Below are 25,314 nucleotides of genomic sequence, written 5' to 3' on the forward strand. Positions count from 1 at the left end.
GGGCGGCGGTGATCTATTCCTCGCTTCGCAGCAGCGCGGCCACCCGCAACGACGTCTCGTACAGCCGGTTGAACACCTCGAGCATGGGTTCCATCTGCATGCTCAGCATCGGGAAGGACGCGCCCGGCGCAGCGGCCAGAGCGGCTTCGGAGGTGCTCACCATTGTCGAGGAGTCCACAGCCATTCGTTCACGATGAGCGGCTGAGATAGTGAACTAGGCTGGAGCTCGCCGGACGAGGGTCGAGTTGCAGGGGGAATCGTTGTGTTCGAAGTCAATCCGGAGAACCTGCGGACGGCAGCGCAAGCGTTGGCCGTGTTGCCGACAGAGATAGATGCAGCTGCGCCCCTGGGCGCCGATCAGGTCGACGGTAAGCTGAATGGATCCGCAGTCGGGCACAGCCTGGAGCAAACGACCCAATTGGCGGCCCAAGCGCGAGAAACTTTGAAGGCTCGGTTCACCCGATTGTCAGAACTCCTCGAGCATGCGGCGAGTACCTACCACGACGACGATATGGCGGCCGCCACCCAACTGGCTGCTGTGACCGATTTGGTCCCGACAGGTGTCCACGATGGTAACTAGAGCGACACCCACACCGGTCGAGGTCCTGAACTGGGACGTCTCGGCGCTGGCCGGCATCGCAGACAGGTCTGACCAGATCGCGGACCTGATCTTGAAGACATCGAACTCGATGCACACCGTGATCCACGACCTCGCATGGCAGGGACAAGCTCGCGACGCTGCCGGGGGCAGGGCTGACCGCGAGCAAAATCAGATGCGCACGATCGCCACCGCGTTTCACGACCTCGGTACCGCCTGCGCTAGCGCTGCCCGCGACATGGAATACCCGCTGGCGGAGATCAAGACGATTTTCCAGCACTATGTCATCGCACCGGTAACCGTTGCCCACGATTGGAGCATCACCGGGGTCGATGACTGGAGTTCGGAAGCGGGCACTCAACTCTCGCGGCTGAACGGCCTGGTGTCGACTCTGGCGGCGGCCGATGCCAAGTGGGGCGCGAAGATCGCCGAGGCCAACGAGAAACTCCAACTGCTCGAGGCGACAGAGATTCTATTCCAGGCCGCCAACGACGGGCTGGTACAACCGCCGGGCGGGTGGAGCAAGGATCCGGGCATGAGGATGGCTCAGGAGATCGCCTACGGTCACGCCTGGACCAAGCACCGCGACGACTTCAAGGGAATGACGCAGGACGAACTCGCCGAGAAGGTTTACCAAATCATCCAGGGTCCACAAATGGAGCGTCTGGGCAAGGACAAAGTCGGCAATCCCGTGATGATGAGCTACGACGGGTTCATCGTTATCGTCGACCCCAGCACTACTGATCACGGCACCGTCTACCGACCCAAGGAACCATTGGGCGAGTTCATCCGCCTCACCAACCAGACCACAGATCCATCGCTGGACCCTTCAAGGGTCCCCGGCGGCACTGGAGGGACGCCCCCCGGAAAACCCGGCGGAAATCGGTAGGCAGCGAAAACGACCTCAGGAGAAAGACTGTTGGAATTCGATATGTCGAAGCTGACGCCCGCGGAACGCGATTTCGTGGACGGAGCTCTGGCCAGCTGGGTCGGAGTGTCGACGAACGCACCGATCCCAGTGCGCGCTTTGGGGTTTGCCAACCGTGACCGCTTCGATGACGAAGCCGCCAGGCTCCGTCGCGCGGTCCGCGAAGGAGCCATGCTGACCGAGGTCGAGACCGCGAGGGTGCTGTTTTTGAGCGAGTTGGCCTTCGGCAGTGACCTCTTCGGCGCGGGTGTCGAATTTCAACTCGTCAACGCGATCCGCGATACCGAAGCGATCCAGATCCTGCGCTCCCTGCAACGGAAGCTCCATACCCGCGCCGGTGCCAAAGCACTTTTCGAGCCCGAACTCTACGCACCCGAATAGACCTCTTTGCCGACACGGAAAGTACCGCAAGGCAAGCGAAGTCCGACCGGCTCAGCCGTAGCCCAGATGACTCAGCACTCCGGATGTACACCGGTGTCGACGTGCGGATAGCCGGGCCGCACCCCCCGACGCTACGAGTGACCATCCGCCGAGAGGCGTTGCCCAACTATGTGGCTTCACGGGTCTACGAAGCTGGCGTGCTGCGCGGAAGCCCACCGAGCTGTAGGGAGCCGTCGGCCTTGGCGGTCGGCAGTGGACCGTCATGAGGTAGTCAGTGGCTAGTTGGGTGGAGAGCCATCCGGCCGTCGACACAGACCCGCAAAGGCCACGCCGTCTACTTGCTCGTCGTGTCCTAGCGGGACGCAGGGGTTCGTCGCCTGGTCAGGGTTCGAGGTAGAGCCGTTCGCAGGGTAAGCGTGGGAGACCATTCGTGTCGCCGGGCAGCACAGTCACCGCGTCGGGGCGATGATGGGCGTTCCATTCCTGCACGAACACCAGGGCGGCGGTCACGCACGCGGCGAAATCCATGCGCTGGTCGTGGAGGTAGACCGACAGGTGAACGTCGGGCTCCTCCGGGTGCGGAGACTCCGCCGGGCCGGTCACGGTACCGCCCGCAACACCGCGCGCGGGTTGTCGTGGATGATTCGTGCGCTGTACCGATATCGCCGCGCATCCCAGGTCCGTGCTCGCCGATCCGTTCGACGGCCACCGCCCCCGGTCCAACCGACGGCGCCGGGCTCGCCACAGGCACCACCGCGTCCGTGTCCGTGTCCGTGTCGGACACCACCGCCCCCCACTCGGCGTACAACCGCATTGCACCCGCCGCAACGGTGGCCGATGATCGGGCGGCGGCCGAGAATCCGTGTGCGAGCGCGGCACGCGACCGCATGCCGGCTCATCGGCTCGTCCTGCCCGCGCGCGCGAGCAGGCAGGCACGCGCGCACCGCGTCGACCACCACCCGGCCCGAAGGCCGGTAGGTGTCCCGCGGCGCCTCCAACCACGCCCGGTATCCGTTCGCACTGTCGGCCGGGGACGGAAGCGCGATCAACGCCCCGTCGCGGATCACCTTCACCCGGTCGCGAAACAACCCCGCGAACGTCTGCGGGTCGTGGGGCAGATCAGGACGGACAAGGAATGTCCAGGTTCGCGAATACGCGTGCGCGATGGTTGGGCCGAGACTGTGCCCATCGCTGCGTAACCGATCCGCCACCGCGTGGCCCAACGGTTCGGGCACCGACACACCCCACACCATCGACCCTGCCCGCACCATGATGCGGCCGAGGGCTTCCGGTTCGACCTCGGCCGGGAGCTGGCACACCAGTTTGTAGAACGCGCACCGCCCGTGCGGGGTCGCCAGATCGAAACCCCCAGCGCTTGCCGCGCTCACCCCCGCACTCCCGCACCGGCGTGGTCACCGGGAGATGGGGGCGCGGACGTGGAATACAGCGCGCGGCCCAGCATCACATGCCCCGGCATGACCACACTGCACACCCGCGCGAACTCGGCCGGGACCGACCCGCCCAGATGCGCCATCCCCGGAACGATCACCGCCCCCGCCCGCGCTACGTGCACCATTTCCAGCACGGCCGTCACAATGACCAATGAGACGGTCTGCGGAGTAACCACATACGTGTGCAGCAACGTATATCCGTGCCGACGCGCCAGCGCCTCGATGGTGGCCTGATCGCTGGCCGCCTCCGCACCCGCGACCGATACGCACCGCAACCCGATCGCCGAGACACCCGACGCAGCCGTCGGCAATTCCCGCAGCGGCGTGGGCTCGTCTCTCAGATACGCCGCCATCCGTTCCAGCTCGGCCACACCCGCCGAATACAACCCCTGCTCGCTGCTCGCATCCATACCCTGCGCCTCCCTGCGATCCGATTCGGAAAGCACCCGACGCCGAGGGCATCAACACCAGCGGCCATAGCTGCGCCGGCGCGGCCGAGATAAGGAATCGGCCCGCTCACCCCGGCGTCGGGGCCGGAGCTGACGTTATGAGAAGGGATACAACGGATTTGTCCTGAAAGGACAGGCGGTGATCGCGGTCAGTTTCCGGGTGCAAGGTCAGGTGCGATTCCCAGACGCCAGGCGAGGCCGCGCAGATTCCGGCCGCCGGCATCCCGTCGAGCAGTACGTAGCTGATCCGCGATCGCTTCACGAACGAAGAAGTCAGTGCGAACTTGTTGTGGTGCGATGTCTTCCGCTTTCATGAGTAGGGTAAGGCCCATGTCTCGGTACTTCGGTTCGGCAAGGAGCGTCCGCCCGGCTTCGGCGTAGTAGTTGGCCCGACGGGACGGCGACGGAATGGATTCGACGGGCAAATCACGCGCCACCTCCACAGCACTGGGCCCGTCGCCGAGTTCCATTCCGATAGACGACCGCCACATCCCAACGTTGGTACGGCCGAACCACAGCCGTGCGAAGGTACCGACCTCCTCATTCATCCGTGCCGCGACCGCTGCGGCCTCTGCGAGGTGTGTGTTGGCGGTGTCCCTGTCGGATTGCACCGCTCCCGCCAGTGCTGCGGACAAGTGGAGCATGCCGTACGCCTGCAAGACAGAGCAGTCATCGAGATGCGGCCTGAGCCTGTCGGCTGTGCGCACAGCACGGTCGTACTGCTTCGAACGCGATAGCGAGCCCGCGATACTGCCGCGCAGCCACACCGCGAACCCGATCCACGCGGGCGACTCGAGTTCTTCCGCACATGCGTGTGCGGCCTTGACGATCATGATCGGCAAACCCCGAACTCCGAGCCGCTTGGTCGTCTGCGCCAATGCGTAGTAACAACGGATGATGCCTACCAAGACTTCACGTCGCCACTCGGGGCGTCGGACATACGCCGAATGCAACTCGGTCAGCAATCCAGGAGCTAGCACGCAGGCAGCCGCGTAGTCGGTGGACTCCCGAACAACCTCCAGCGCAGCCAGATCCGCAGCGATTTCCGCCCATTCGCGTATATCTGTTCCGGGATCAGTGCCGAGTTCACAGATCTCCAGTGCATTCTCGACGGCAATCAGACCGGCATACGCCTCAGCCGCTGGTCCATCGGTGATCTCCCACGGCTGGCCATTGAACTCCGCGGGCGACACCTTCAGCGCACGTGCGATCGCCTCGAGGGTGGCGCGATTGGACAGCGGTTGTTCCCCGCGCTCGAGCCGACCCAGGTATCCATAGCTGATACCGGCCAGGCCCGCGACCACCTCGAGGCTCTGCCCGCGCCACGCGCGGATCTCGCGCAGCCTGCGCCCGACTTCGTTCGGTGGGATGTCGTTCATGGCGTACTCCTCCGCCGATGGCTACAACTTGCGACGGTACCTGTTGCTCCCAGCGTGCGAGTGGCAGGCGAATGGGAGATTTCGAGCCCCTGGCATGGCTTCCGAGATAGTCAGGGATTGTTTACGCACGGGCGCAAACCAGAGTGACGCGCCCATGGCCTTCCAGGACAGAACCACCCGGCGATCTCACCGGCAGCGAGCACTCGATCTGTTCGGCGACATCGCCCTGTAGGAGTAGCCGTAGCCCCCCGATACACCGGCCGAACAGCCGCACAAGTTGATCGCCGGAAGCTCCGCCCTCTCAGAGAACAACACGATCGCCGCAACCTCCCAGATCGAGAGGTTGCGACGATCGCGGAAGCCCGCCATATTCAGGCCGTGGAGCCTCGTTCCCACTGGTCGGGTGCCCTCGCCGTCGGCGGCGCACCGACCGAACACGGCGGTACATCACCCTGCCTGACGGCATCGGGATTCCGGGCCGAAAAGTGAGCAGTCTGGCTACGGCTGAGTCGGCCGGACTTCGCTTGCCTTGCGGTACTTTCCGTGTCCGCCTTCGCCGATGACCCATGTCACCGGCATGCCCGGCGTGATGAGTTGTTCGTCGCCCTGGTACTGCCAGAGGGAGAACCATACGTCGCCGGAGTGGCTGGCGATGAGTCCGTCGTAGGTGTCGGGCAGCCACCACCGGACCACACCGTCGAGGCCCGGATCAGGATCCTTTGCCGCCTTGACCTGCCCGAACGGTATCAAGCCGCCCGGCCCGTGCCATCCGTCGGGAGTGGGGAGCAACGGCTGGTCCCCACCCTCGGGGTCGGCAGGCCAGATCTTTCCACTGCGGGACAGGACGTCGTCGTGGACTTCCCGGGCCAGTCTGCACGCCACGCCGTCGGGGGTGAGCTCGCCGGGGGTTGTGCCGAGCAGGACGTTCAAGGCCGGGACGGTGAATTCGATGAACCATGCCGGTGAATTGGCCGAGCGGCGACGATGTTCGGGGATCGTTTCATCGATGTGTACCTCGAAACCGAGAGCTGACTCGATGTCGGCCGCCAGCAGGTCGGCGCCTCGCCGTGATGTCTCCTGGTCCATGTAGCTATCGTGCCGTGTGGGGGAGGCAGGTTGTAGGTGAACGACGACGAACGCCAAGTGTGGGAGTTCGCGGTAGGACTCGGGCTGCCGGACGCGACCGGGCCCGGTGCCCTCGACGGCGAGGGGATCCACCCGATCGCACTGGCGCTCGAAGAGAGCGCCCATCGGATCCGCGGGGTGAACCGTATCCCGTGCTACACCAGCTTCGGACCGGTCACCGCGGTCGATGAGTTCGCTCAGCGCGCATGGGGGGACGCCTACGACCCGGCGCGCATTCCAATCGAATGCCGTCTCGCCGTCTATGTGACCGATGACGAGCTGGACGAACTGGCACCGGCGGTTGCGGAGGATCTCGGCCTGGACCAGGACGGATACTCGACAGTAGTCGGCCGGAAAATCACCCTCGGCCTGCGGGCCATCTCGCTGGAATCGCCCGAGAACGCCTTCTACCAGCACCTCGTCGACCAGTATCGGGATCAACCCACCACGGATTGACTCTGCGGGATGCCACCGGTGCGCGCGATCGGTCTGGCTTATGAGGACCCATTCCCGATGCCGACGAGCGAGATCAGAGCACCGTCTGCTCGATCAGTCGGCGGGCCGCGCGATCGGTGCGCTCGACCTCGCCGGTGATCAGCCGGTCCTGCAAGATGCCGCGCAAACCCGAAACGAGCAGAGTCGCGACGACTTCGGGGTCATCGATCGAGCGAAGGTTGCGCAACCCATCCGCCAGGGCCGACACGAACGCGGTGATGGCCGAGGTGGCGTAGTCGGCGTACGGACTCCGTGGAGCACAAGCCGCGCCGAGGACTTGCAGCATCACCCGCACGCTCGTGCGGCCCTCACCCGAGGCGTTGGCGGTCCAGAAGTCCCACAGCCGGTCACACAGTTCGGACGCGTTCCCGATGTCGGCGAAGAAGGCCGCGAGGTCGGGGCGTTGCGTCGCCAGCGCCTGGACCAGCAATTCTTCTTTGGTCGTGAAGTAGTAGATCAACATGCGCGAGCTTGTGCCGAGTTCGGCGGCCAGCGGGCGCAGCGACAGGTCCGCGAGGCCGTGGTCGGCGATGTAGCGCACGACGGCGGCGAGTAGTTCGGCGCGTTTGGCGTGGTCGAGGGGACGGGCCATGGGTTGACTGTAGCGATTGGTACAGGTATTCATGACATCGTGACTGTAACAATCGCTTCAGAAACTCGGGATTCGGTGGTCGTCACCGGGTACGCGGCGACCACGTCGCTGGCCGACGACATGGACACGACCTGGTCCGGACTGCTGGCGGGGCACAGCGGGATCGGCGCGCTCGAGGATGATTTCGTGGCCGAGTACGACCTGCCGGTCCGCATCGGCGGCAAGCTGAAGTCGCAGCCCGGTGCCGAGCTGACCCGGGTCGAACAGCGCAGGCATTCCTACGTCGAGCAGATGGCGCTGGTGCTCGGCCGTCGGGTCTGGCGTTCGGCGGGCGCGCCCGAGGTGGACGGCGATCGATTGGCGGTGGCCGTCGGCACCGGACTCGGCGGCGGCGACGCGCTGATCTCGGCGGTCGACGCGATGCGCGCGGGCGGCTACCGCAAGGTGTCGCCGATGTCGGTGCCGATGGTGATGCCGAACGGTCCCGCCGCCACCGTCGGGCTCGAGATCGGGGCCAGGGCCGGTGTCTTCGCTCCGGTCTCGGCCTGTTCGTCGGGTTCGGAGGCGATCGCGCACGGTTGGCGGTTGATCACCACCGGCGAGGCGGATGTGGTGGTGGTGGGCGGGGTCGAAGGGCATATCGACGCCGTGCCCATCGCGAGCTTCGCGATGATGCGTGCCATGAGCACCCGCAATGATGATCCGGAACGCGCGTCGCGCCCGTTCGACCGCGACCGCGACGGGTTCGTCTTCGGAGAGGCGGGCGCGCTGCTGGTGCTCGAGTCGGAGCGGCACGCACGCGCGCGCGGCGCGGCCGTGCACGGGCGGGTGCTGGGCGCGGGCATTACCTCCGACGCCTATCACATCGTCGCGTCCGAGCCTGAGGGAATCGGCGCCGCCCGCGCGATGCGCAAGGCCATCGAGACCGCAGGACTGCGGCCTTCGGATATTCAGCATGTGAACGCGCACGCCACGTCGACCTCCATCGGCGACGCCTCCGAGGCCAACGCGATCGCTTCCGTGGTGCCCGACGCTTCGGTCTACGCACCGAAATCCGCGCTCGGGCATTCGATCGGGGCGGTCGGGGCGCTGGAGTCGCTGGTCACCATGCTCACCCTGCGCGACCAGGTCGTCCCGCCCACCTTGAACCTCGACAACCTCGATCCGGCGATCGATCTGGACATCGTCGCGGGCGCGCCGCGTACCCAGCGCATCGATTTCGCGCTGAACAATTCGTTCGGCTTCGGCGGTCACAACGTCGCACTGGCGTTCGGCCGGGTCTGATTCGTCGATCACCACGTCGCGCCGGCGTTCGGTGGGGTCTGGCGGCGGAGGGAATCGCCTCGCGGGCTAACGTCGGGAGACAACCGACCACTTGGCCCGAGGGACGGATATCGACGTGAGCGAGAGAACCGAGGACACGGCGTGCGGCCGCGCGCGACGTAATCGAGGCGGGCACGGTCATGAGTGACGCGTTCTACTTGTCCGACCCGGATCGACCAGGTCGTTTCCTCTCGACCGAGCTGACCCGCGGTCCATGGTCCCCGGACGCCCAGCACGCGGGTCCGCCTTCGGCGCTGCTAGGTCACGTGATCGAGCGGTGCGAACCACGCCCAGGTTTTCAGGTCGGCCGGGTCGCGGTCGAGATTCTCGGCCCGGTCCCGCTGGAACCGCTGACGGCGGAAGCGCGGGTCGCCCGTCCCGGCCGCAGCGTCGAACTCATCGAGGCGACGCTGTCCACCGAGCGCGGGCCGGTGATGCGGGCGAATGCCTGGCGGTTCAAGTTGTCCGAACCGGAATTGCCGCTGCCGGAACGTTTCTTGCCCACCGGCACGCGCCCCGGCCCCGAACATGCGGATGTGCCCGCGCCGTTCCCGTCCACCCAGCCGGTGGGCTTCCACACCGCCATCGAATACCGCTTTGTCAGCGGATCCTTCACCGAGCCCGGCCCAGCGGTCTGCTGGATCAGGATCAAATACCCGATCGTTGGTGGCACCGACCCGAGCCCACTGGAACGCACCCTCGCGGCGGCGGATTCCGGAAACGGCGTCAGCGCCGTCATGGACTGGTCGAAGTACCTGTTCATCAACACCGACCTGACGGTCACCCTGCACCGCCAGCCCGCGGGCGAATGGGTCTGCCTCGACGCCGTCACCTACCCCCAACCCCATGGCATAGGTATGGCCGAATCGGCGCTCTACGACGAAAAGGGCCCCTTGGGCCGCAGCACCCAAACCCTCTTCCTCGGCACCCGATAGCCGAGACAGACCCACTCGGCGTTCGTCGCCGAGACGCCGGCGGACGGGTCGGGATCTGCTGAATGCTTCAGCCGTGCCGCATCGCGCTCACTGCGGCACTGGCGGCAACCGTCGAGCGCGTACGAATGTTCGGATCCGCTGCCCTCGATCTCGTGTGGGTCGCGGAAGGGCGAACCGACGCCTGCGTCATGCTGTCCAACAAGCCCTGGGACACCGCCGCCGGTGTGCTCATCGCTCGCGAGGCGGGCGCTCTCGTCCTCGACTCGACTTCCCGGCGGCACAGCCTCGAGTCCCCCGACACGATCGCCGCCTCACCCGCCATTGCCGATCAGCTCATGGCGGTGGTCGAGGCATCGATCTGCTGACCGAAGCCATTGTCCGCGCCCGGATTCGCTTACGGACGCGTCGAGATCTGCTGGACGCCCCAGCCGTTCCCGTCCGGGTCGGTGAAGAAAAAGAAGCCCACGTTGTCGAGTGGGTCGGGCATGGGGGTGCGGTTCTCGCCGAGGACTTGGATTTCGGTGACCTCGACGCCTCGGGCGGTGAGTTCCTCGTGGGCTGTGCGCAGGTCGTTTACCACGAGTTGCAGGCCCTGTTGGGAGCCGGGCGTCATATCGGGCACCGCGCCCTTGCCGATCACGATCGAGCAACCCGAGCCGGGTGGGGTGAGTTGCACGATGCGGACGTTGTCGCCGATCTCGGTGTCGTGGTCGACGGTGAAGCCGAGTTGTTCGGCGTAGAACCGTTTGGCTCGGTCGATATCCGACACGGGCACGATGACGACCTCGAGTGTCCAGTTCACGGCGCATCCTTTCGGGGCGGGCAGCGATATTCCTACCAGTGCGGACCGGTTGGCGCGGAAGAAATCATCGCCGAGCCCAGCGCCAGTTGAACTCATCCGGCGCGGGCGGGGGGCCGGGAAGTTCGCCATCCGCGCTCAGCCCGGCCAGGAGCATCGCGAGCACGCGGCGGCGCAGTTGGACCGTGCGCTGCGAATCGGGCACCGCGACGGCCGCGCAAGACTCCAGGATCAGGCCGAGATCCTGCGGGGTGACGTTCGAACGCAGTTCGCCGGTGGCGTGGGCACGGCGCACGAGTTCCTCCGTGACCTTCGCGGAGTACTGCACATCGGGCAGCATCGATTCGTCGGGGGTGAAAGTGCCCGCGAGATGCACGGCCAGCGAGTGTACGTCGGCGTCCACCACTCGCTCGAGAAAGCCGACCAGACCGTGCCAGCCGTCCGGATCCTTCAGCGCCGCATCGGCTTCCGCGTTGTACCTGCGCAGACCATCGTGACAGAGCGTGCGTAGCAGCACCTCCTTGCTCGGATAGCGGCGGTACAGCGCGCTGATCCCGACGCCCGCGCGTTCCGCGACGGCGGAGATCGGGGCGGTGGCGTCGGCAAGGAACACGGCGCGGGCGGCTTCCAGAATCAAGCCGTCGTTGCGGGCGGCCTGCGCCTTGCGGCCGGGCAGACCCTTCTGAACTGGGGCATCGGATGTCTTCGGCATGAATCCAGGATAGCAGTTGAACGGAACGATCCGTTCTGTTACGGTTCAATCAGAACAGAGCATTCCGTTTCAAAGGAGCAGGACATGACCGCGATCACCCCCTTCCGCATCGCCATCGACCAAGCCGACTTGGACGATCTGCGCGATCGCCTGTCCCGCACCCGCTGGGCCGAGCAGATCCCCGGCTCGGGCGATACCTACGGGGTGAGCGTCGAGCGCGTGCGCCACCTGGTCGGATACTGGCGCGACGGGTTCGACTGGCTCGCGGTCGAGAACTCGTTGAACGCCTACCCGCAGTTCACCACCGAGATCGATGGCCAGAACATCCACTTCCTGCACGTGAAATCCACCCGGGACGACGCGTTCCCGCTGATCCTCACGCACGGCTGGCCCGGGACCTTCGTCGAGTTCATCGGCGTCATCGAGCCGCTCACCACGGCCGGGTTCGATCTGGTCATCCCCTCCGTGCCCGGTTACGGATTCTCCGGCCCCACCACCGAGACGGGCTGGAACGACTCCCGCATCGCCCGCGCCTGGGCGGAACTGATGCGGCGGCTGGGCTACACCCGCTACGGCGCGGTGGGCAACGACGGCGGTTCGCAGATCTCGCCGGAGCTCGGGCGGGTGGCACCGGACCAGGTGACAGGCGTACACGTGACGCAGGTGTACTCGTTCCCGTCCGGCGATCCGGCGGAGCTGGCCGATCTCGACGAGGGCGAGCAGCGGTCACTGGCCACGCTGGACTGGTTCATGAAGAACAAGATGGGCTACAACGTGCTGCAATCGCAGCAACCGCAGACGCTGGCGCACGCGATCACGGACTCGCCCGCCGGGCTGGTCGGCTGGAACGGCCAGTTGCTCGGTCCGGATCTCGACGACGACTTCGTGCTGACCAACATCGCGATCCACTGGCTCACCGGCACCGCGGGTTCGGCGATCCGGCACTACTTCGAGAAGGACAAGGCCGAGCGCCCCGCCGCGCCGACCACGGTTCCGCTGGCACTGTGCGGCTCCACCGGCGATTTTCACGGCATCCGCCGCTTCGCCGAGCGCGACCACAACATCGTGTCGTGGCGCACGCACGATGTGTTCACCCACTACCTGCACCATGTGGCGCCCGCGCTGATGGCGGAGGAGATCACGGAGTTCTTCGCCCGGCTGCGCTGAGACTGTCTCTTATGGCATCGAGACTTGTGGCCATGGTTCGTCTCGGCCTCCGCTGATGTACTGGTTTCAACAACGGCACAGCAGCTTTCGAACAAGGAGAGAGACCATGAAAATCGCAGTCTTCGGAGCCACCGGGACCGTCGGCCGCCTCGTCGTCGAGCAAGCGCTGCGGGAGGGCCATGAAGTGACGGCCTTCACCCGCAGCGCCGCGAGCGTCACGCAGCGGCGCGACCGGCTGCGCGTGATAGAAGGCGATGTGCTGGACACGAATTCGGTGCAGCGAGCGGTGCAGGGGCAGGACGCGGTGCTGATCTCACTCGGCAACGGGCGCAAGGGCGTAGTCCGTGCGGGCGGCACCGAAGCGATCATCGGCGCGATGAATCGCACGGGCGTCAAGCGGCTGATCTGCCAGACGACGCTCGGCGTCGGCGACAGCCGGGGCAACCTGAACTTCCTGTGGAAGTACGTGATGTTCGGGTTGCTGCTGCGCCCCGCCTATGCCGACCACGTCCGGCAGGAGGAATACGTCCTGGCCAGCGATCTGGACTGGACGATCGTGCGGCCGAGCGCGTTCACCGACGGACCGGCCACCGGCAGCTACCGGCGCGGATTCCCATCGGGCGAGCGCGGTCTCACCCTGAAGATCGCCCGTGCCGACATCGCCGGCTTCATGATCGAGCAACTGACCGACACCACCTACCTCCGCCAGGCGCCCGGCATCTCGAACTGAGCGCACCATGCGGTGGCACGGAAGCGGCCCACGCCCCGAAGTCGGGAGCATGGGCCGCCCCGCAGGTCAGGCGTGCTCGTGCAGTTCACCCCACGCAGGGAACGGATCGGGATACTCGGCCCACACGCCCGGTCCTTCGGCGAACTCCGCCTCGGTGAGCAGAGCGTCATCCAGTAGCGCGCGCACCTTCTCGCGATCCAGCTTCACCCCGATGAAGACGATCTCCTGCCCCGGCGGCACTTCTAACGACGACCACCAGGCGGCGGGTTCGAAAACCAGGTTCGGCCCGGCTTGCGACCACACCGCGGCCAGCGTCGACCGGCTCGCGATCCAGCAGAAGCCCTTGCTGCGCAGCAAACCTCGCAACTGCTCCAGCGCACCGGAAAGGCGCAGCGGATGGAACGGCCGATCGGCGGTGTAGGTGAGACTGCCGATGCCGTACTCCTCGGTCTCCGGTGTGTGCCCGCCGGCGAGTTCCTCCGCCCAGCCCTCGGCCTCCGCGGCGACCACCGGGTCGTAGCGACCGGTATCCAGAACCTCGGCCAGATCGACCACGCCGTTGCTGGTGCGCAGCACGTGGGCGCGCGGGTTCAAGCGGCGCACCGTCGCCTCCACCGCGCCGGCCGCGGCCGCGCCGACCAGATCGGTCTTGTTGACCAGCAGGACGTCGGCGAACTCGACCTGATCCACCAGTAGGTCGGCGATGGTGCGCGCGTCGCCGTCGCCCGCCTGCAGATTTCGCTCCGCCAGTGCCTGCCCGCGCGCCACCTCCGCGAGGAATGTCGAGGCGTCGACCACGGTGACCATGGTGTCCAGTCGGGCGATGTCACCGAGCCGGAATCCGTCCTCGAATTCCCAGTCGAACGTCGCGGCCACCGGCATCGGCTCGGAGATGCCGGTCGATTCGATCACCAAATGATCGAATCGGCCTTCCCTGGCGAGCCGGGCCACGGCTTCGATCAGGTCCTCACGCAGAGTGCAGCAGATGCAACCGTTGGTCAGCTCGACCAGCTTCTCCTCGGTGCGGTCCAGGTGGCCCTGGCCCGCGACCAGTGCGGCGTCGATGTTGACCTCGCTCATGTCGTTGACGATGACCGCTACCCGGCGGCCCTCCCGATTGGCGAGGATGTGGTTGAGCAGCGTCGTCTTGCCCGCACCGAGAAAGCCGGACAGCACGGTGACGGGAAGCAGATCGGAGTCCATGCGGATAATGATAACGATTTTCATTTGCTATCCGCGGGCGGGCTCGGTTGCCGGTGGCTACCGGACCGGCTCGCCGTAGGGTTTGTGTCGTGAAACTGCTGCCATTGCCCGCCGAGGGGCAGACCCCCGTCCGGGCGCTCACCATCGCCGGTACCGACTCCGGCGGAGGCGCCGGAATCCAAGCCGATACTCGCACCATGGCGCTGTGCGGTGTGCACGCACTGGTGGCCGTCGCGGCGGTGACCGTGCAGAACACGGTGGGCGTCAGCGGGTTTCACGAGATCCCGCCCCAGGTCGTCGCCGATCAAGTGCGCTCGGTGGCCACCGACATCGGCGTCGGCGCCGCGAAGACCGGCATGCTGGCCTCCACCGCGATCATCGAGGCGGTCGCGGCGGTGTGCCAGGAGGTCGGCATCGGTCGTGATGGCGAGATCCCGCTGGTCGTCGATCCGGTCGCGGCCTCGATGCACGGCGATCCGCTGCTGCACGCCGAGGCGCTCGACGCGCTGCGCAGCACCCTGATCCCGCTCGCGACCGTGGTGACGCCGAACCTGGACGAGGTCCGCCTGCTCACCGGTATCGATGTCGAGGACGAGGATTCGGCGCGGCGCGCGGCCGAGGCGCTGCACAAGCTGGGGCCGCGCTGGGCGATCGTCAAGGGCGGGCATCTGCGTTCCTCCGAGTACAGCACCGACCTGCTGTTCGACGGCGAGCAGTTCCTCGAGTTCACCGCCCCGCGCATCGCGACCGGCAACGACCACGGCGGCGGTGACACGCTGGCCGCCGCGACCGCCTGCGCGCTGGCCCACGGCTACTCGGTGCCCGAAGCGGTCGAGTTCGCCAAGGAGTGGACCTACCGCTGCCTGGCCGCGTCCTACGATCTCGGCGCGGGCCAGGGGCCGGTGTCGCCGCTGTGGCGGTTGCATCGAAACTGAGCCCGGCAACCGCCCGGCGCACGCCATTTCCTGTCGGTGGGCGCTGCGATACTGAGAACGTCGCCGATATGGATGGCTTCAACGGCGAGGCGATCGGAACAACGACGTTCGGCGTTGACGCGACGAAGACCTCGGCGCCCGGCCCGGGAGGCGCTGGCGGTCACACAGCGGAAAAGGCGCGGTGCAGCGGAAGATCGGCCGCTATCGCGATGCCGTGCAACCGAGCGCTGGCCGCCACCAGCGCGAAGATGATCTCGCTCAGATAGGTGGCGAACTGCTCGACCGGCATGGCAGGCTGCTCCGACCGGTTCACCCCCAGCCACCAATCGGTGGCCGAGGCCACCGCGCCGAAGATCGAATAGATCACCAATTCCGCGCTGGTGACCTGCACCGACTCGTCGTTCACCGCACCGGCGAACAACTCCGCCGCGCGGTGGGCGGACTGCCGGGCCGATCGCAGCGTGCGGTCGGCGTCGTCGGATCGTTGCGTGAAGTGGCTGTGCAGCATGAAGCGGAAGACGTTCGGCTGCCGCGACACCACCTGCGCGTATTCGGACGCGGCGCGGCGCACCAGGTCACCGGCCGAATCGCCGGTCAGGTCGAAGCTGGTCATGATCTGTTCCCAGAGCATGTCACGTGCTCGGTCGACGATCGCGTTGTAGAGGTCGGCTTTGTCCTCGAAATGGCGATACAGCTTCGGCTTGGCCGCGCCCGCCTCCTTGGCGATGTCGCCCATGCTGACCGCGGGGCCGAACTTGTCGAGCGCGCGGAAAGCCGCGTCCACGAACTCCTCGCGCACCTTTCGGCGATGCTCGCGCCAGCGCTCGGTGCGCGCGTCCACACGTTTGCCCGGCTGGTCGTCTTCCCTCCGGCCGCTGAGCATCACGAATCCGGATGCTACCTGCCGACCCCCGGACCGAGACCCGGCCCTGGACCGGGTCTCATCCTGCGGTCAGTGTTTGCCGGAACCGGCGCCGCTGTCGCCCGCCGTCTTGGCCTTCTTCTCCGCTCGCTTTTCCTTGAGGGTCTTCCCGGACTTCTTGGACATCGAACTGCGCGGAGATTTGTCGGACAAACGTGGTCCTTTGCTCGGAGAACCTGAATGGTCCCGCTGTCGTCGACCGTACGCTACGGCGGCTGCCGAAGGGGTCGATCACCTCCGGCGGCACCCCCAGGAACCTCACAGCTGAGGCCCAGCCCCGTGGCAGCGTGGCCGTCGAATCTGAACGGCATGACCGAGACCTTGACCGTCGCGGCGGCGGAACGGACCGAAACCACGGGTGCGCCCGTGCTGGACGTGGTGATACCCGTCTATAACGAAGAGACCGACCTCGGCGTGTGCGTCCGCGGACTGCACGCCTACCTGCGCGACGGGTTCCCCTTCCCGGCGCGTATCACGGTCGCCGACAACGCGAGCACCGACGACACCCTCCAGGTCGCCCGGCTGCTCGCCGAAGAGCTGGACGATGTGCGGGTGGTGCACCTGTCCGCCAAAGGACGCGGGCGGGCGCTGCGAGCGGTGTGGGAACGCTCGGACGCGCAGGTGGTCGCCTATATGGACGTCGACCTGTCCACCGACTTGAACGCACTGCTGCCCTTGGTCGCACCGCTGATCACCGGGCATTCCGACCTGGCCATCGGCACCCGGCTCGACGCCGCGTCCCGTGTGGTGCGCGGACCCAAGCGCGAGATCATCTCACGCTGCTACAACCTGCTGCTGAAAGCCTCACTGCGCGCGCACTTCTCCGACGCCCAGTGCGGCTTCAAGGCCATGCGCACCGACGTGGCGCGCCGCCTGCTGCCGCTGGTGCACGACGGCGAGTGGTTCTTCGACACCGAACTGCTGGTGCTCGCCGAGCGGGCAGGGCTGCGCATCCACGAGGTTCCGGTGGACTGGATCGATGATCCGGACAGTCGCGTCGACATCATCGACACCGCGCGCAAGGACCTGCTCGGCGTCTGGCGGCTCGGGCGGGCGCTGGCCACCGGCGCGCTGCCGCTCGAGGAACTGCGACGGTCGGTGGGCCGGGAACCGCTGGTGCCCGGGGTGCCGCTGGGCATGATCGGGCAGCTCGTGCGGTTCGCGATCGTCGGAGTGCTGAGCACGCTGGCCTATCTGCTGCTCTACGTGCTGTTGCAGCCGCTGACCGGCGCGCAGGTGGCCAACTTCGCGGCGCTGCTGATCACGGCGGTGGGCAATACCGCGGCCAACCGGGCCTTCACCTTCGGTGTGCGCGGCTCGAACGGGGCGGTGTCGCATCAGTTCCAAGGGCTGGTGATCTTCGGCATCGGGTTGGCACTCACCAGCGGATCGCTGTTCGCGCTGCATCGGTGGGCGCCGGACGCCTCGGTGCACCTGGAGCTGTTCGTCCTGGTGGTGGCCAACCTGGTCGCCACGCTGTTGCGGTTCGTCGCATTGCGCTGGGTGTTCCGCGACAGCGGCGGCGATCGCGCGCCGAGCGCACCGGCTCTCGCCTCGGACGGGCACACCACCGGGGGAGACCGTTGATGACGACGACGTCGACCGCACAGCCGGTCGCTACCGAACCGCAGCCGAAGGTCCGCCGGAACTGGGAGTATCCGGCGCTGGCGGCGCTACTGATCGGCACGGCGGCGGCGTATCTGTGCAACCTGAGCGCCAACGGGTGGGCGAATTCGTTCTACTCGGCTGCGGTGCAGGCGGGTTCGGTTTCGTGGAAGGCGTTCTTCTTCGGGTCCTCCGACGCGGCGAACTCGATCACCGTGGACAAACCGCCCGCCTCATTGTGGCTGATGGAGCTTTCGGTGCGGGCCTTCGGGCTCAACAGCTGGAGCATCCTCGTGCCGGAGGTGCTGCTCGGTGTGGCCGGTGTCGCGCTGGTGTGGGCGACGGTGCGCAGGCCGTTCGGGCCCGCGGCCGGACTGCTCGCCGGGGTGGCGCTCGCGGTGACGCCCGTCGCGGCGCTGATGTTCCGGTTCAACAATCCCGAGGCGCTGCTGGTGTTCTTGATGGTCGCCGCGGCATGGGCGATGACACGGGCGGTGGAGGACGGCCGCTGGCGGTGGCTGGTCCTGACCGGCGCGTTGATCGGCTTCGGATTCCTCACCAAGCAATTGCAGGTGCTGCTGGTGGTTCCGGCGCTCGCGCTGACCTACTCGATCGCGGGGCCGCCGAAACTCGGTAAGCGCATCCTGCAACTCCTCGCGGCCGCAGCCGCGATGGTGGTGGCCGCGGGCTGGTGGTTGCTGGCGGTGGAACTGTGGCCGGCCTCGTCACGTCCGTGGATCGGCGGCTCGCACGAGAACTCGATCCTGGAACTCACCCTCGGTTACAACGGGCTCGGCCGGCTCAACGGCAACGAGCGCGGCAGTGTCGGGCCGGGCGGTGATCTTCCGTCGGGCGGCAACGGCATGTGGGGAAGCACCGGCATCACGCGAATGTTCGAACCGGCGCAGGGCGGTCAGATCGCGTGGTTGATCCCCGCGGCGCTGGTCGCGCTCGTCGTGGGAATCCTGCTGCGCGGCAGAGCGGCTCGTACCGATCAGCAGCGCGCCTCGCTCATCCTGTGGGGCGGGTGGCTGCTGGGGACCGGGCTGGTCTTCAGCTTCATGGCCGGCATCTTCCACCAGTACTACACCGTGGCCCTGGCTCCGGCCATCGCCGCGCTGGTCGGCGCGGGCGCGGTGCTGTCGTGGCGGGGGCGGCACCGGCTGTGGGTGCGGACGGCGTCGGCTCTCGCGGTGGGCCTCACCACGGCGACCGCCTGGATGTTGTTGTCCCGCACCCCGGAATGGCAGTCGTGGCTGCGCTGGACGGTGCTGGTCGTCGGCGCGATCGCGACGCTCGCCGCGCTCTTCCCCGCGCCGCGCAAGCTTGCCGTGATATCGGCGCTGGCCGCCGCGTTCACCTTCCTCGCCGGACCGGTCGCCTACGCCGTCGACACGATCGCGACGCCGCACGCCGGTTCGATCCCTTCGGCGGGGCCGAACGTCGGGATGCGTGGCCGGCCACCGTGGGGCGAGGGAATGCCAGGCATGGGTCGCCGCACGCAGGACGGAACGGGAACCACCGGCCGCGATGGAGCCGGGCAAGTCCCGGGCGGCACGACACCGGATGGGCGTTCACCGGGAACGGGCCCGCAGGGCACGACATCGGACGGCCGAGTTCCTCAGCCGAACAACGCACCCGGCGGCCGGATGCCCGGCGACGGACAGCTCCCGGACGGCGCGGGCACACCGCCCGGTACCGCACCGCAGGGCAACCCACCCGGCGACGGCACGATGTTCCCGCCCGGAACGCTGCCCGACGCACAGGCCCCGCAAGGCACCGCGCCGACGCAGGCTGCGCCCGGAGACGGCGGTCCCGGCCCCGACGGCGGCGGAATCGGCGGCCTCCTCGGGGCGAGCGAACCCAGCGCCCAGGTCGTGTCCCTGCTCGAGCACAACGGCGGCGACTACACCTGGGTGGCCGCGGCCATCGGCTCGAACAGCGCCGCGGGCTTGCAACTGGCCACCGAGCTGCCCGTGATGCCGATCGGCGGGTTCAACGGCAGTGACCCCTCACCGACGCTGGAGCAGTTCGAACGGTATGTCGCCGAGGGGAAGATCCACTACTTCGTCGGCGGCGGACGTGGCGGGCCGGGTTCGTCCGACTCCTCCCCCAGCGCCCGTATCACGCAGTGGGTCCAGCAGAACTTCACCGCCATCCAGGTGGACGGGGTCACCTTGTACGACCTGACCGCGGCCCACTGAGAACCGCGCGATGCGGTCCTGTCGCCCTGCATTCCCCGGGACCGCATCGCCTCCCTGTGTTCAGCGCGACCCCTGCACCCGCTGAACACCGCATCCGCACCGGCGCCATACCTCGGCGTCGGTGCGGACCGCGTTGCCTGATGGGGCATCCCTGGCCGCGACCCGGACGATGCGCGCGGTCGCACTGCGGCGGATCGCCGGACGCCGGAGGCTGCGACGATTCGAGCACCGGCTCTTGGCATCCCGCAAAACTCCAGCGATGATGGTCGGACGCGTGACGGCTCCGGGCCGGTAGCCGGACCATCAGCTCACGTGTCCACCGCGAACATTCAGGGAAACAGTTGAACGCTTTCATGAAGCTGGCCGTGACGGTGGTCAGCGCACTGGTCGCAACCGCGCTCACCGTCGGATTCGCCGCCACCGCGTCGGCCGCCCCCGCCGACCGAACCGAATCGATCGCCGCGGCGACCAGCGAACCCCCGCAGGTGACCTACATCAAGGCGTGCCTGCCACCCGGCGACACCATCGAACTGCGCACGGGAATCGGCGCGGCGATCGGCGCCGCCATCGGCGCGCTCGTCGGCCTGCCCGTCTTCTTCGTCGGCGCGATCCCCGGCGCGATCATCGTCGGCCTGATCGGCGCCGCCATCGGGGCTTCCTCCTACGCCATCGATTCGGGACGGCTCGAGCAGCAAGGTCTGTGCTGACCGGCGCGGCGTTCACAGCTCCGCGACGGGCAGCGACCCGATCGCGGACTCCCGCTCAGCGGGGTGCGTGCAAGGCGGCGTGTAGCGTGGCCGCCCACTGTTCGACTATCCGCTTGCGGCGGGCCGAATCGTCGGTGAGCACGTCGGCGAGGCCCAGACCACGCGCCATGTCCAGGGTCGCCTGAACCAAGTGGTGAGTGACCGGGTCGGAGTCGTCCACGCCCAGGGCTTCGACCGCGCGATGGTGTGAGGCGCGCCCGAAGCGCGCCTCCAGCGGGACGATCCGCTCCCGCAACACCGGGTCGGCGGCGGCGTGCGTCCAGACTTGCAGGGCCGCTTTGAACAACGGGCTGGTGTAGGACTCGACCAACCCCGCCACCACCGCCTCGGTGCGGGCGAGGCCGTCACCCAGATCGGTCAACGTCGCGGCCTCGTGCACCGCCTGCCCGCTGCGCGTGTCGAACATGTACTCCAGCGCGGCGGTGATCAGATCTTCCCTGGTGGGGAAGTGATGCTGCGCCGCACCACGCGACACCCCAGCCCGTTCGGCGACCACGGCGACCGTCGCGGCCGCCCAGCCCATCTCGGCCAGGCAGTCGATGGTCGCCTCGAGCAGGCGCTGCCGGGTGGCGCGGCTGCGATCCTGCTTGGGTTCGTGGGGTGTCGCCATGGTCGCTATTCTGCCCAGCTCGGCGGGCGGCGCTGCAAAAAGGCCGACATGCCCTCGTGCACCTCGGGGGTGCCGAAGAAGCTCGCCGACCGCCGTGCGAGTTCCTCGGCGGAGGCGTCGAACTCGGCGAGGATGCCCGCGTTGACCAGTCGTTTGGCCTCGGCCAGCCCCTGCGGGGAGCCTTTGCGCACCTCCTCGCACAGTCGCGCCACTTCCGCCGCCGGGTCGTCGGCGGTGACGGTGACCAGGCCGATCTCCGCGGCCACGGCGGCGTCGAACTTCTCGCCGGTCAGGTAGTACCGGCTGGCCGCGCGCGGGCTGAGTCTGGGCAGCAGGGTCAGCGAGATCATGAACGGCGCCAGCCCGATGCGCACCTCGGTGAGCGCGAAACTGCTGGCGGGCCCCGCCACGACGACGTCGCAGCCTGCCACGATGCCCATGCCGCCCGCCCGCACGTTGCCATCGATCCGTGCGACCACCGGCTTCGGAATCTCCACCAGCCTGCGTAGCACGCCGATCATCACCCGCGTGCGCTCGTCGGCGGCCACGGCCGGATCGGCGTCACTGGCCTCGCTGAGATCGGCGCCCGCGCAGAAGGTGTTGCCGGTGTGCGCGAGCACGATGGCGCGCACCTTGTCGTCGGCGGCCGCGTCGTCGAGCCCGCGCAGCAGTTCGGCGACCAGCTTGGACGACAGCGCGTTGCGGTTGTGCGGCGAATCGAACGTGAGCGTCGCGACGCCGCCGTCCACCTCGTAGCGGACGAACGGACCCGTCTCGGTCATGCGCGTCCTCTCAGTACGACTTCGGCAGGCCCAGCGAGTACTGGGCGACGAAGTTCAGGACCATTTCCCGGCTGACCGGCGCGATGCGGCCGATGCGCGCGGCGGCGAGCATGGCGGCCAGCCCGACGTCCCTGGTCAGGCCGGAGCCGCCGTGGGTCTGGATGGCCTGGTCGAGTGCTTTGATACTGGCTTCCGCGCCCGCGTATTTCGCCATGTTCGCGGCCTCGGCGGCACCCATCTCGTCGCCCGCGTCGTAGAGGGTGGCGGCCTTCTGCATCATCAGCTTCGCCAGCTCCAGTTCGACCTTCACCTGGGCGAGCGGATGCGAGATGCCCTGGTGCGCACCGATGGGCGTCTTCCACACCGTGCGTTCCTTGGCGTATGCCACCGCCTGTTCGATGGCGTAGCGGCCCATGCCGACGGCCATGGCGGCGCCCATGATGCGTTCCGGGTTGAGCCCCGCGAACAGCTGCATCAGCGCCGCGTCCTCCTTGCCGACCAGTGCGGTGGAGGGCAGCCGGAGGTCGTCGAGGAACAGGCTGTACTGGTGGTCGGGCTCGATGATGTCCATCTCCTGCGCCGTCTTGGTGAAGCCTTCGGCGTCGGTCGGCACGATGAACAGGGCGGGCTTGAGCTTGCCGGTCTTGTGGTCCTCGGTGCGGGACACGATCAGCACCGCCTCGGCCTGGTCCACACCGGAGATGAAGATCTTGCGGCCGTTGAGGATCCAGTCGTCGCCGTCGCGGCGCGCGGTGGTGGTGATCTGGTGGGAGTTGGAACCGGCGTCCGGCTCGGTGATGCCGAAGACCATCTTGCCGGAGCCGTCGGCGAGCTTGGGCAGCCACTCCTGCTTCTGCTCGTCGGTGCCGTACTTGGTGATGATGGTGCCGCAGATGGCCGGGGAGACCACCATGAGCAGCAGGCCCGCGCCCTGCGCGGACAGCTCCTCCATCACCAGCGACAGTTCGTACATCCCCGCGCCGCCGCCACCGTACTCCTCGGGCAGGTTCACTCCGAGGAAGCCGAGTTTGCCCGCCTCCTGCCATAACTCGTCCAGCGGCTCGTTCTTGCGCGCCTTCGGCAGCACGTAGTCGCGGTAGTTGTATTTCGCGGCCAGCGCGGCGACGGCGGCCCGCAGCGCCTTCTGCTCGTCGGTTTCGATGAAGCTCATCAGTTCTCCTGGTTTTCTACGGGTTCCGCGGGTTCGACGACCGCGAGCACGGCCCCGACGTCGACCTGCTGGCCGACGGTGACGTTCACGGCGCTGAGCACGCCCGCGGCGGGCGCGGCGATGGTGTGCTCCATCTTCATCGCCTCCAGCCACAGAATCGGCTGGCCTTGTTCGACCTGACTGCCGACCTCGGCGCCGAGCCGGATCACGCTGCCCGGCATGGGCGCCAGCAGCGAGCCGCTGGCCACCTGGTCGGCCGGGTCGCTGAAGCGGGGCACCCGGCGCACCGCCACCGGGCCCAGCGGCGAGTCGACATAGACCTGGTCGCCGTAGCGGGCGACCTCGAATTGCCTGCGCACGCGGCCACGTTCGCCCGGGACCGACAGCACGACCCGATCGGGAGCCGACTCGACGAGTTCCAGGCCGTCGTGACCGTCCACGGTGACGCCGGTCCGGCCGAAGCGGTAGCCCACCTCGTGCGTCCCGGTGGTGCGACTCTCGTACGACTTGCGCTGCGACTGCGACGGCAGGTTCCGCCACCCGCTGGGCAAGCCGGCGCCCACTCGCGCGCCGCCGCGGTTGGCGGCGGCTTCGGCCAGTGCCGCGGCCACGATGGACAGCGCCTCGTCGGACTCCGACACCAGCGGCGCGGCGAGAACGTCCAGGCCGTGCGTGGCGAAGAACGCGGTGTCGGTGTCGCCGGCCAGGAACGCCGGATGACGCAGCACGCGCACCAGCAGGTCGCGGTTGGTGACCAGACCGTGGATCTTCGCGCGGCGCAGTGCGGCGGCCAGCAAGCGGGCCGCCTCGCCGCGGGTCTCGGCGTAGGAGATGACCTTGGCCAGCATCGGGTCGTAGTGCACGCCGACCAGCGAGCCGTCGACAACGCCCGTGTCCAGGCGCACACCGGGGCGGTCGAGCAGGTCGAATTCGGTGCGCACCGAGGGGATGTCGATCCGGTGTACGGTTCCGCTCTGTGGCTGCCAGTCCTGCGCCGGATCCTCGGCGTAGAGGCGCACCTCGATCGAATGACCGCGCATCGCGGGCGGTTCGGCGGGCAGCGCGCCGCCCACGGCGACGTCCAGTTGCAGCCGGACCAGGTCCAGGCCGGTGGTGCACTCGGTGACCGGATGCTCCACTTGCAGGCGGGTGTTCATCTCCAGGAAGAAGAACTCGCCTCGCTCGTCGGCCAGGAACTCGACGGTGCCCGCGCCGGTGTAGCCGATCGCCCCCGCGGCCAGGCGCGCCGCCTCGAACAGCCGATCCCGCATACCGTCGGTGCGTTCCACCAGCGGCGAGGGCGCCTCTTCGATCACCTTCTGGTGGCGGCGCTGGATGGAGCACTCACGCTCGCCCACCGCCCAGATGGTGCCGTGCGTGTCGGCCATCACCTGGACCTCGATGTGCCTGCCGGTCTCCAGGTAGCGCTCGCAGAAGACCGTCGGATCGCCGAAGGCGGATTCCGCTTCGCGCCGCGCGGCCTCGATCTGCGGAGTCAGGTCGGCCAGCTCGCGCACCACACGCATACCGCGCCCGCCGCCGCCCGCGGACGCTTTGATCAGCACCGGCAGGTGGGCCTCGGTGACCTCCGCCGGGTCGAGCTCGGCGAGCACCGGCACTCCGGCGGCGTCCATCATCTTCTTCGAGGCGACCTTCGAGCCCATCTGCTCGATCGCCTCGACGGGCGGGCCGATCCAGGTCAGCCCCGCGTCGAGCACGGCCTTGGCGAATTCGGCGTTCTCGGAAAGGAAGCCGTAGCCGGGGTGGATGGCGTCGGCGCCCGCGGCCAGTGCGGCCTCGATGATCAGCTCACCGCGCAGATAGGTCTCCGCGGGAGTATTACCGGGCAGGCGCACCGCGGCGTCCGCCTCGGTGACGTGCGGCGCGGCGGCATCCGCGTCGGAGTACACCGCGACGCTGCCCAGACCCATCCGGCGGCAGGTGGCGAAGACGCGCCGGGCGATCTCGCCCCGATTCGCCACCAGGACAGTGGTGATCTGCCCACCTGTCACCCGCGCCCCACTCGTCGAATCGCCCTGCGATGCGGTCAT

At 67.7% G+C, this 25,314-nt stretch carries 28 protein-coding genes; 13 read left to right on the plus strand and 15 right to left on the minus strand.

What is annotated here, in order from left to right; translation table 11 throughout:
- Window positions 1-13: 13 nt before the first annotated feature.
- On the minus strand, window positions 14-184 hold the full coding sequence (locus ACFU5M_RS13885; protein WP_379048769.1) for a hypothetical protein: 171 nt from the start codon (window positions 182-184) through the stop codon (window positions 14-16).
- Window positions 185-262: 78 nt separating this feature from the next.
- On the opposite strand from ACFU5M_RS13885, the gene ACFU5M_RS13890 reads away from it, so the two are divergent.
- From ACFU5M_RS13890 to ACFU5M_RS13900, 3 genes are read left to right on the plus strand one after another with little or no spacing between them, the layout of a single operon-like run.
- Window positions 263-580 (plus strand): hypothetical protein, encoded by a 318-nt coding sequence (locus ACFU5M_RS13890; protein WP_379048771.1) that lies wholly within the window; start codon window positions 263-265, stop codon window positions 578-580.
- Window positions 570-1,487 carry a hypothetical protein gene (locus ACFU5M_RS13895; RefSeq protein ID WP_379048773.1) on the plus strand — a complete coding sequence of 306 codons (918 nt, stop codon included), beginning with the start codon at window positions 570-572 and terminating at the stop codon, window positions 1,485-1,487. Before ACFU5M_RS13890 ends, ACFU5M_RS13895 begins: the two co-directional genes overlap by 11 nt.
- Window positions 1,488-1,517: 30 nt before the next feature.
- Window positions 1,518-1,907, plus strand: a complete 390-nt coding sequence (locus tag ACFU5M_RS13900) for a hypothetical protein (protein ID WP_379048775.1) — start codon at window positions 1,518-1,520, stop codon at window positions 1,905-1,907.
- Between the two features lie 381 nt (window positions 1,908-2,288).
- Here ACFU5M_RS13900 and ACFU5M_RS13905 read toward each other — a convergent pair whose 3' ends face one another.
- The 4 genes from ACFU5M_RS13905 to ACFU5M_RS13920 all read right to left on the minus strand — a co-directional run bounded on the left by ACFU5M_RS13905 (window position 2,289) and on the right by ACFU5M_RS13920 (window position 6,272).
- Window positions 2,289-2,510: a hypothetical protein gene (locus tag ACFU5M_RS13905; RefSeq protein WP_379048777.1), complete on the minus strand. Its 222-nt coding sequence runs from the start codon at window positions 2,508-2,510 to the stop codon at window positions 2,289-2,291.
- A gap of 781 nt (window positions 2,511-3,291) precedes the next feature.
- Window positions 3,292-3,768: a hypothetical protein gene (locus ACFU5M_RS13910; protein WP_379048779.1), complete on the minus strand. Its 477-nt coding sequence runs from the start codon at window positions 3,766-3,768 to the stop codon at window positions 3,292-3,294.
- 188 nt (window positions 3,769-3,956) lie between these two features.
- Window positions 3,957-5,186: a helix-turn-helix domain-containing protein gene (locus tag ACFU5M_RS13915; RefSeq protein ID WP_379048781.1), complete on the minus strand. Its 1,230-nt coding sequence runs from the start codon at window positions 5,184-5,186 to the stop codon at window positions 3,957-3,959.
- Window positions 5,187-5,684: 498 nt separating this feature from the next.
- Window positions 5,685-6,272, minus strand: a complete 588-nt coding sequence (locus ACFU5M_RS13920; protein ID WP_379048783.1) for a hypothetical protein — start codon at window positions 6,270-6,272, stop codon at window positions 5,685-5,687.
- 36 nt (window positions 6,273-6,308) lie between these two features.
- Between ACFU5M_RS13920 and ACFU5M_RS13925 the strand changes: the two genes are divergently transcribed.
- Window positions 6,309-6,767, plus strand: coding sequence for a hypothetical protein (locus tag ACFU5M_RS13925; protein WP_379048785.1), 459 nt, complete (start codon window positions 6,309-6,311; stop codon window positions 6,765-6,767).
- A gap of 73 nt (window positions 6,768-6,840) precedes the next feature.
- Here the strand turns inward: ACFU5M_RS13925 and ACFU5M_RS13930 are convergent, their stop codons facing one another.
- Window positions 6,841-7,398 carry a TetR/AcrR family transcriptional regulator gene (locus ACFU5M_RS13930; protein ID WP_379048787.1) on the minus strand — a complete coding sequence of 186 codons (558 nt, stop codon included), beginning with the start codon at window positions 7,396-7,398 and terminating at the stop codon, window positions 6,841-6,843.
- 39 nt (window positions 7,399-7,437) lie between these two features.
- Here ACFU5M_RS13930 and ACFU5M_RS13935 point away from each other — a divergent pair, with 39 nt between their 5' ends.
- The 3 genes from ACFU5M_RS13935 to ACFU5M_RS13945 all read left to right on the plus strand — a co-directional run bounded on the left by ACFU5M_RS13935 (window position 7,438) and on the right by ACFU5M_RS13945 (window position 10,021).
- Window positions 7,438-8,682, plus strand: a complete 1,245-nt coding sequence (locus ACFU5M_RS13935) for a KasA/KasB family beta-ketoacyl-ACP synthase (RefSeq protein ID WP_379048789.1) — start codon at window positions 7,438-7,440, stop codon at window positions 8,680-8,682.
- 179 nt (window positions 8,683-8,861) lie between these two features.
- Window positions 8,862-9,656: a thioesterase family protein gene (locus ACFU5M_RS13940; RefSeq protein ID WP_379048791.1), complete on the plus strand. Its 795-nt coding sequence runs from the start codon at window positions 8,862-8,864 to the stop codon at window positions 9,654-9,656.
- A 62-nt stretch (window positions 9,657-9,718) separates the two neighbouring features.
- Window positions 9,719-10,021 carry an inositol monophosphatase family protein gene (locus ACFU5M_RS13945; protein WP_379048793.1) on the plus strand — a complete coding sequence of 101 codons (303 nt, stop codon included), beginning with the start codon at window positions 9,719-9,721 and terminating at the stop codon, window positions 10,019-10,021.
- A gap of 29 nt (window positions 10,022-10,050) precedes the next feature.
- Here ACFU5M_RS13945 and ACFU5M_RS13950 read toward each other — a convergent pair whose 3' ends face one another.
- Window positions 10,051-10,458: a VOC family protein gene (locus ACFU5M_RS13950; protein WP_379048795.1), complete on the minus strand. Its 408-nt coding sequence runs from the start codon at window positions 10,456-10,458 to the stop codon at window positions 10,051-10,053.
- A 64-nt stretch (window positions 10,459-10,522) separates the two neighbouring features.
- On the minus strand, window positions 10,523-11,167 hold the full coding sequence (locus tag ACFU5M_RS13955; RefSeq protein WP_379048797.1) for a TetR/AcrR family transcriptional regulator: 645 nt from the start codon (window positions 11,165-11,167) through the stop codon (window positions 10,523-10,525).
- An 84-nt stretch (window positions 11,168-11,251) separates the two neighbouring features.
- Between ACFU5M_RS13955 and ACFU5M_RS13960 the strand changes: the two genes are divergently transcribed.
- Entirely contained in the window at window positions 11,252-12,334 is a 1,083-nt protein-coding gene (locus ACFU5M_RS13960) for an epoxide hydrolase family protein (protein ID WP_379048799.1), read from the plus strand.
- Window positions 12,335-12,440: 106 nt separating this feature from the next.
- On the plus strand, window positions 12,441-13,064 hold the full coding sequence (locus tag ACFU5M_RS13965) for an NAD(P)-dependent oxidoreductase (RefSeq protein WP_379048801.1): 624 nt from the start codon (window positions 12,441-12,443) through the stop codon (window positions 13,062-13,064).
- A 66-nt stretch (window positions 13,065-13,130) separates the two neighbouring features.
- Here ACFU5M_RS13965 and ACFU5M_RS13970 read toward each other — a convergent pair whose 3' ends face one another.
- The gene (locus ACFU5M_RS13970) at window positions 13,131-14,267 is read right to left on the minus strand and encodes a GTP-binding protein (RefSeq protein ID WP_379048803.1); all 1,137 of its coding nucleotides are present in this window, start codon (window positions 14,265-14,267) and stop codon (window positions 13,131-13,133) included.
- Window positions 14,268-14,356: 89 nt separating this feature from the next.
- On the opposite strand from ACFU5M_RS13970, the gene thiD reads away from it, so the two are divergent.
- Window positions 14,357-15,202 (plus strand): bifunctional hydroxymethylpyrimidine kinase/phosphomethylpyrimidine kinase, encoded by an 846-nt coding sequence (gene thiD / locus ACFU5M_RS13975; protein WP_379048805.1) that lies wholly within the window; start codon window positions 14,357-14,359, stop codon window positions 15,200-15,202.
- Between the two features lie 160 nt (window positions 15,203-15,362).
- Here thiD and ACFU5M_RS13980 read toward each other — a convergent pair whose 3' ends face one another.
- Window positions 15,363-16,085: a TetR/AcrR family transcriptional regulator gene (locus ACFU5M_RS13980; protein WP_379048885.1), complete on the minus strand. Its 723-nt coding sequence runs from the start codon at window positions 16,083-16,085 to the stop codon at window positions 15,363-15,365.
- A gap of 69 nt (window positions 16,086-16,154) precedes the next feature.
- The gene (locus tag ACFU5M_RS13985; RefSeq protein WP_379048807.1) at window positions 16,155-16,277 is read right to left on the minus strand and encodes a hypothetical protein; all 123 of its coding nucleotides are present in this window, start codon (window positions 16,275-16,277) and stop codon (window positions 16,155-16,157) included.
- 156 nt (window positions 16,278-16,433) lie between these two features.
- Here ACFU5M_RS13985 and ACFU5M_RS13990 point away from each other — a divergent pair, with 156 nt between their 5' ends.
- The 3 genes from ACFU5M_RS13990 (at window position 16,434) to ACFU5M_RS14000 (ending at window position 20,640) form a co-directional block, all read left to right on the plus strand.
- Window positions 16,434-17,711 carry a glycosyltransferase gene (locus tag ACFU5M_RS13990; RefSeq protein ID WP_379048809.1) on the plus strand — a complete coding sequence of 426 codons (1,278 nt, stop codon included), beginning with the start codon at window positions 16,434-16,436 and terminating at the stop codon, window positions 17,709-17,711.
- The gene (locus ACFU5M_RS13995) at window positions 17,711-19,933 is read left to right on the plus strand and encodes a glycosyltransferase family 39 protein (protein ID WP_379048811.1); all 2,223 of its coding nucleotides are present in this window, start codon (window positions 17,711-17,713) and stop codon (window positions 19,931-19,933) included. The genes ACFU5M_RS13990 and ACFU5M_RS13995 overlap by 1 nt, the downstream gene beginning before the upstream one ends.
- A gap of 341 nt (window positions 19,934-20,274) precedes the next feature.
- On the plus strand, window positions 20,275-20,640 hold the full coding sequence (locus ACFU5M_RS14000) for a hypothetical protein (RefSeq protein ID WP_379048813.1): 366 nt from the start codon (window positions 20,275-20,277) through the stop codon (window positions 20,638-20,640).
- Window positions 20,641-20,695: 55 nt separating this feature from the next.
- On the opposite strand, the gene ACFU5M_RS14005 is transcribed toward ACFU5M_RS14000, so the two are convergent.
- The 4 genes from ACFU5M_RS14005 to ACFU5M_RS14020 are packed head-to-tail and all read right to left on the minus strand — an operon-like array spanning window position 20,696 to window position 25,314.
- Window positions 20,696-21,310 carry a TetR/AcrR family transcriptional regulator gene (locus ACFU5M_RS14005; RefSeq protein ID WP_379048815.1) on the minus strand — a complete coding sequence of 205 codons (615 nt, stop codon included), beginning with the start codon at window positions 21,308-21,310 and terminating at the stop codon, window positions 20,696-20,698.
- A gap of 5 nt (window positions 21,311-21,315) precedes the next feature.
- Window positions 21,316-22,092, minus strand: coding sequence for an enoyl-CoA hydratase family protein (locus ACFU5M_RS14010; RefSeq protein ID WP_379048817.1), 777 nt, complete (start codon window positions 22,090-22,092; stop codon window positions 21,316-21,318).
- A gap of 10 nt (window positions 22,093-22,102) precedes the next feature.
- Complete coding sequence (locus tag ACFU5M_RS14015; RefSeq protein WP_379048819.1) at window positions 22,103-23,263, minus strand: acyl-CoA dehydrogenase family protein; 1,161 nt, start codon at window positions 23,261-23,263, stop codon at window positions 22,103-22,105.
- Window positions 23,263-25,314 carry an acetyl/propionyl/methylcrotonyl-CoA carboxylase subunit alpha gene (locus ACFU5M_RS14020; RefSeq protein ID WP_379048822.1) on the minus strand — a complete coding sequence of 684 codons (2,052 nt, stop codon included), beginning with the start codon at window positions 25,312-25,314 and terminating at the stop codon, window positions 23,263-23,265. Before ACFU5M_RS14020 ends, ACFU5M_RS14015 begins: the two co-directional genes overlap by 1 nt.

It is taken from the genome of Nocardia sp. NPDC057455 (assembly GCF_042802775.1).
GTDB lineage: Bacteria > Actinomycetota > Actinomycetes > Mycobacteriales > Mycobacteriaceae > Nocardia.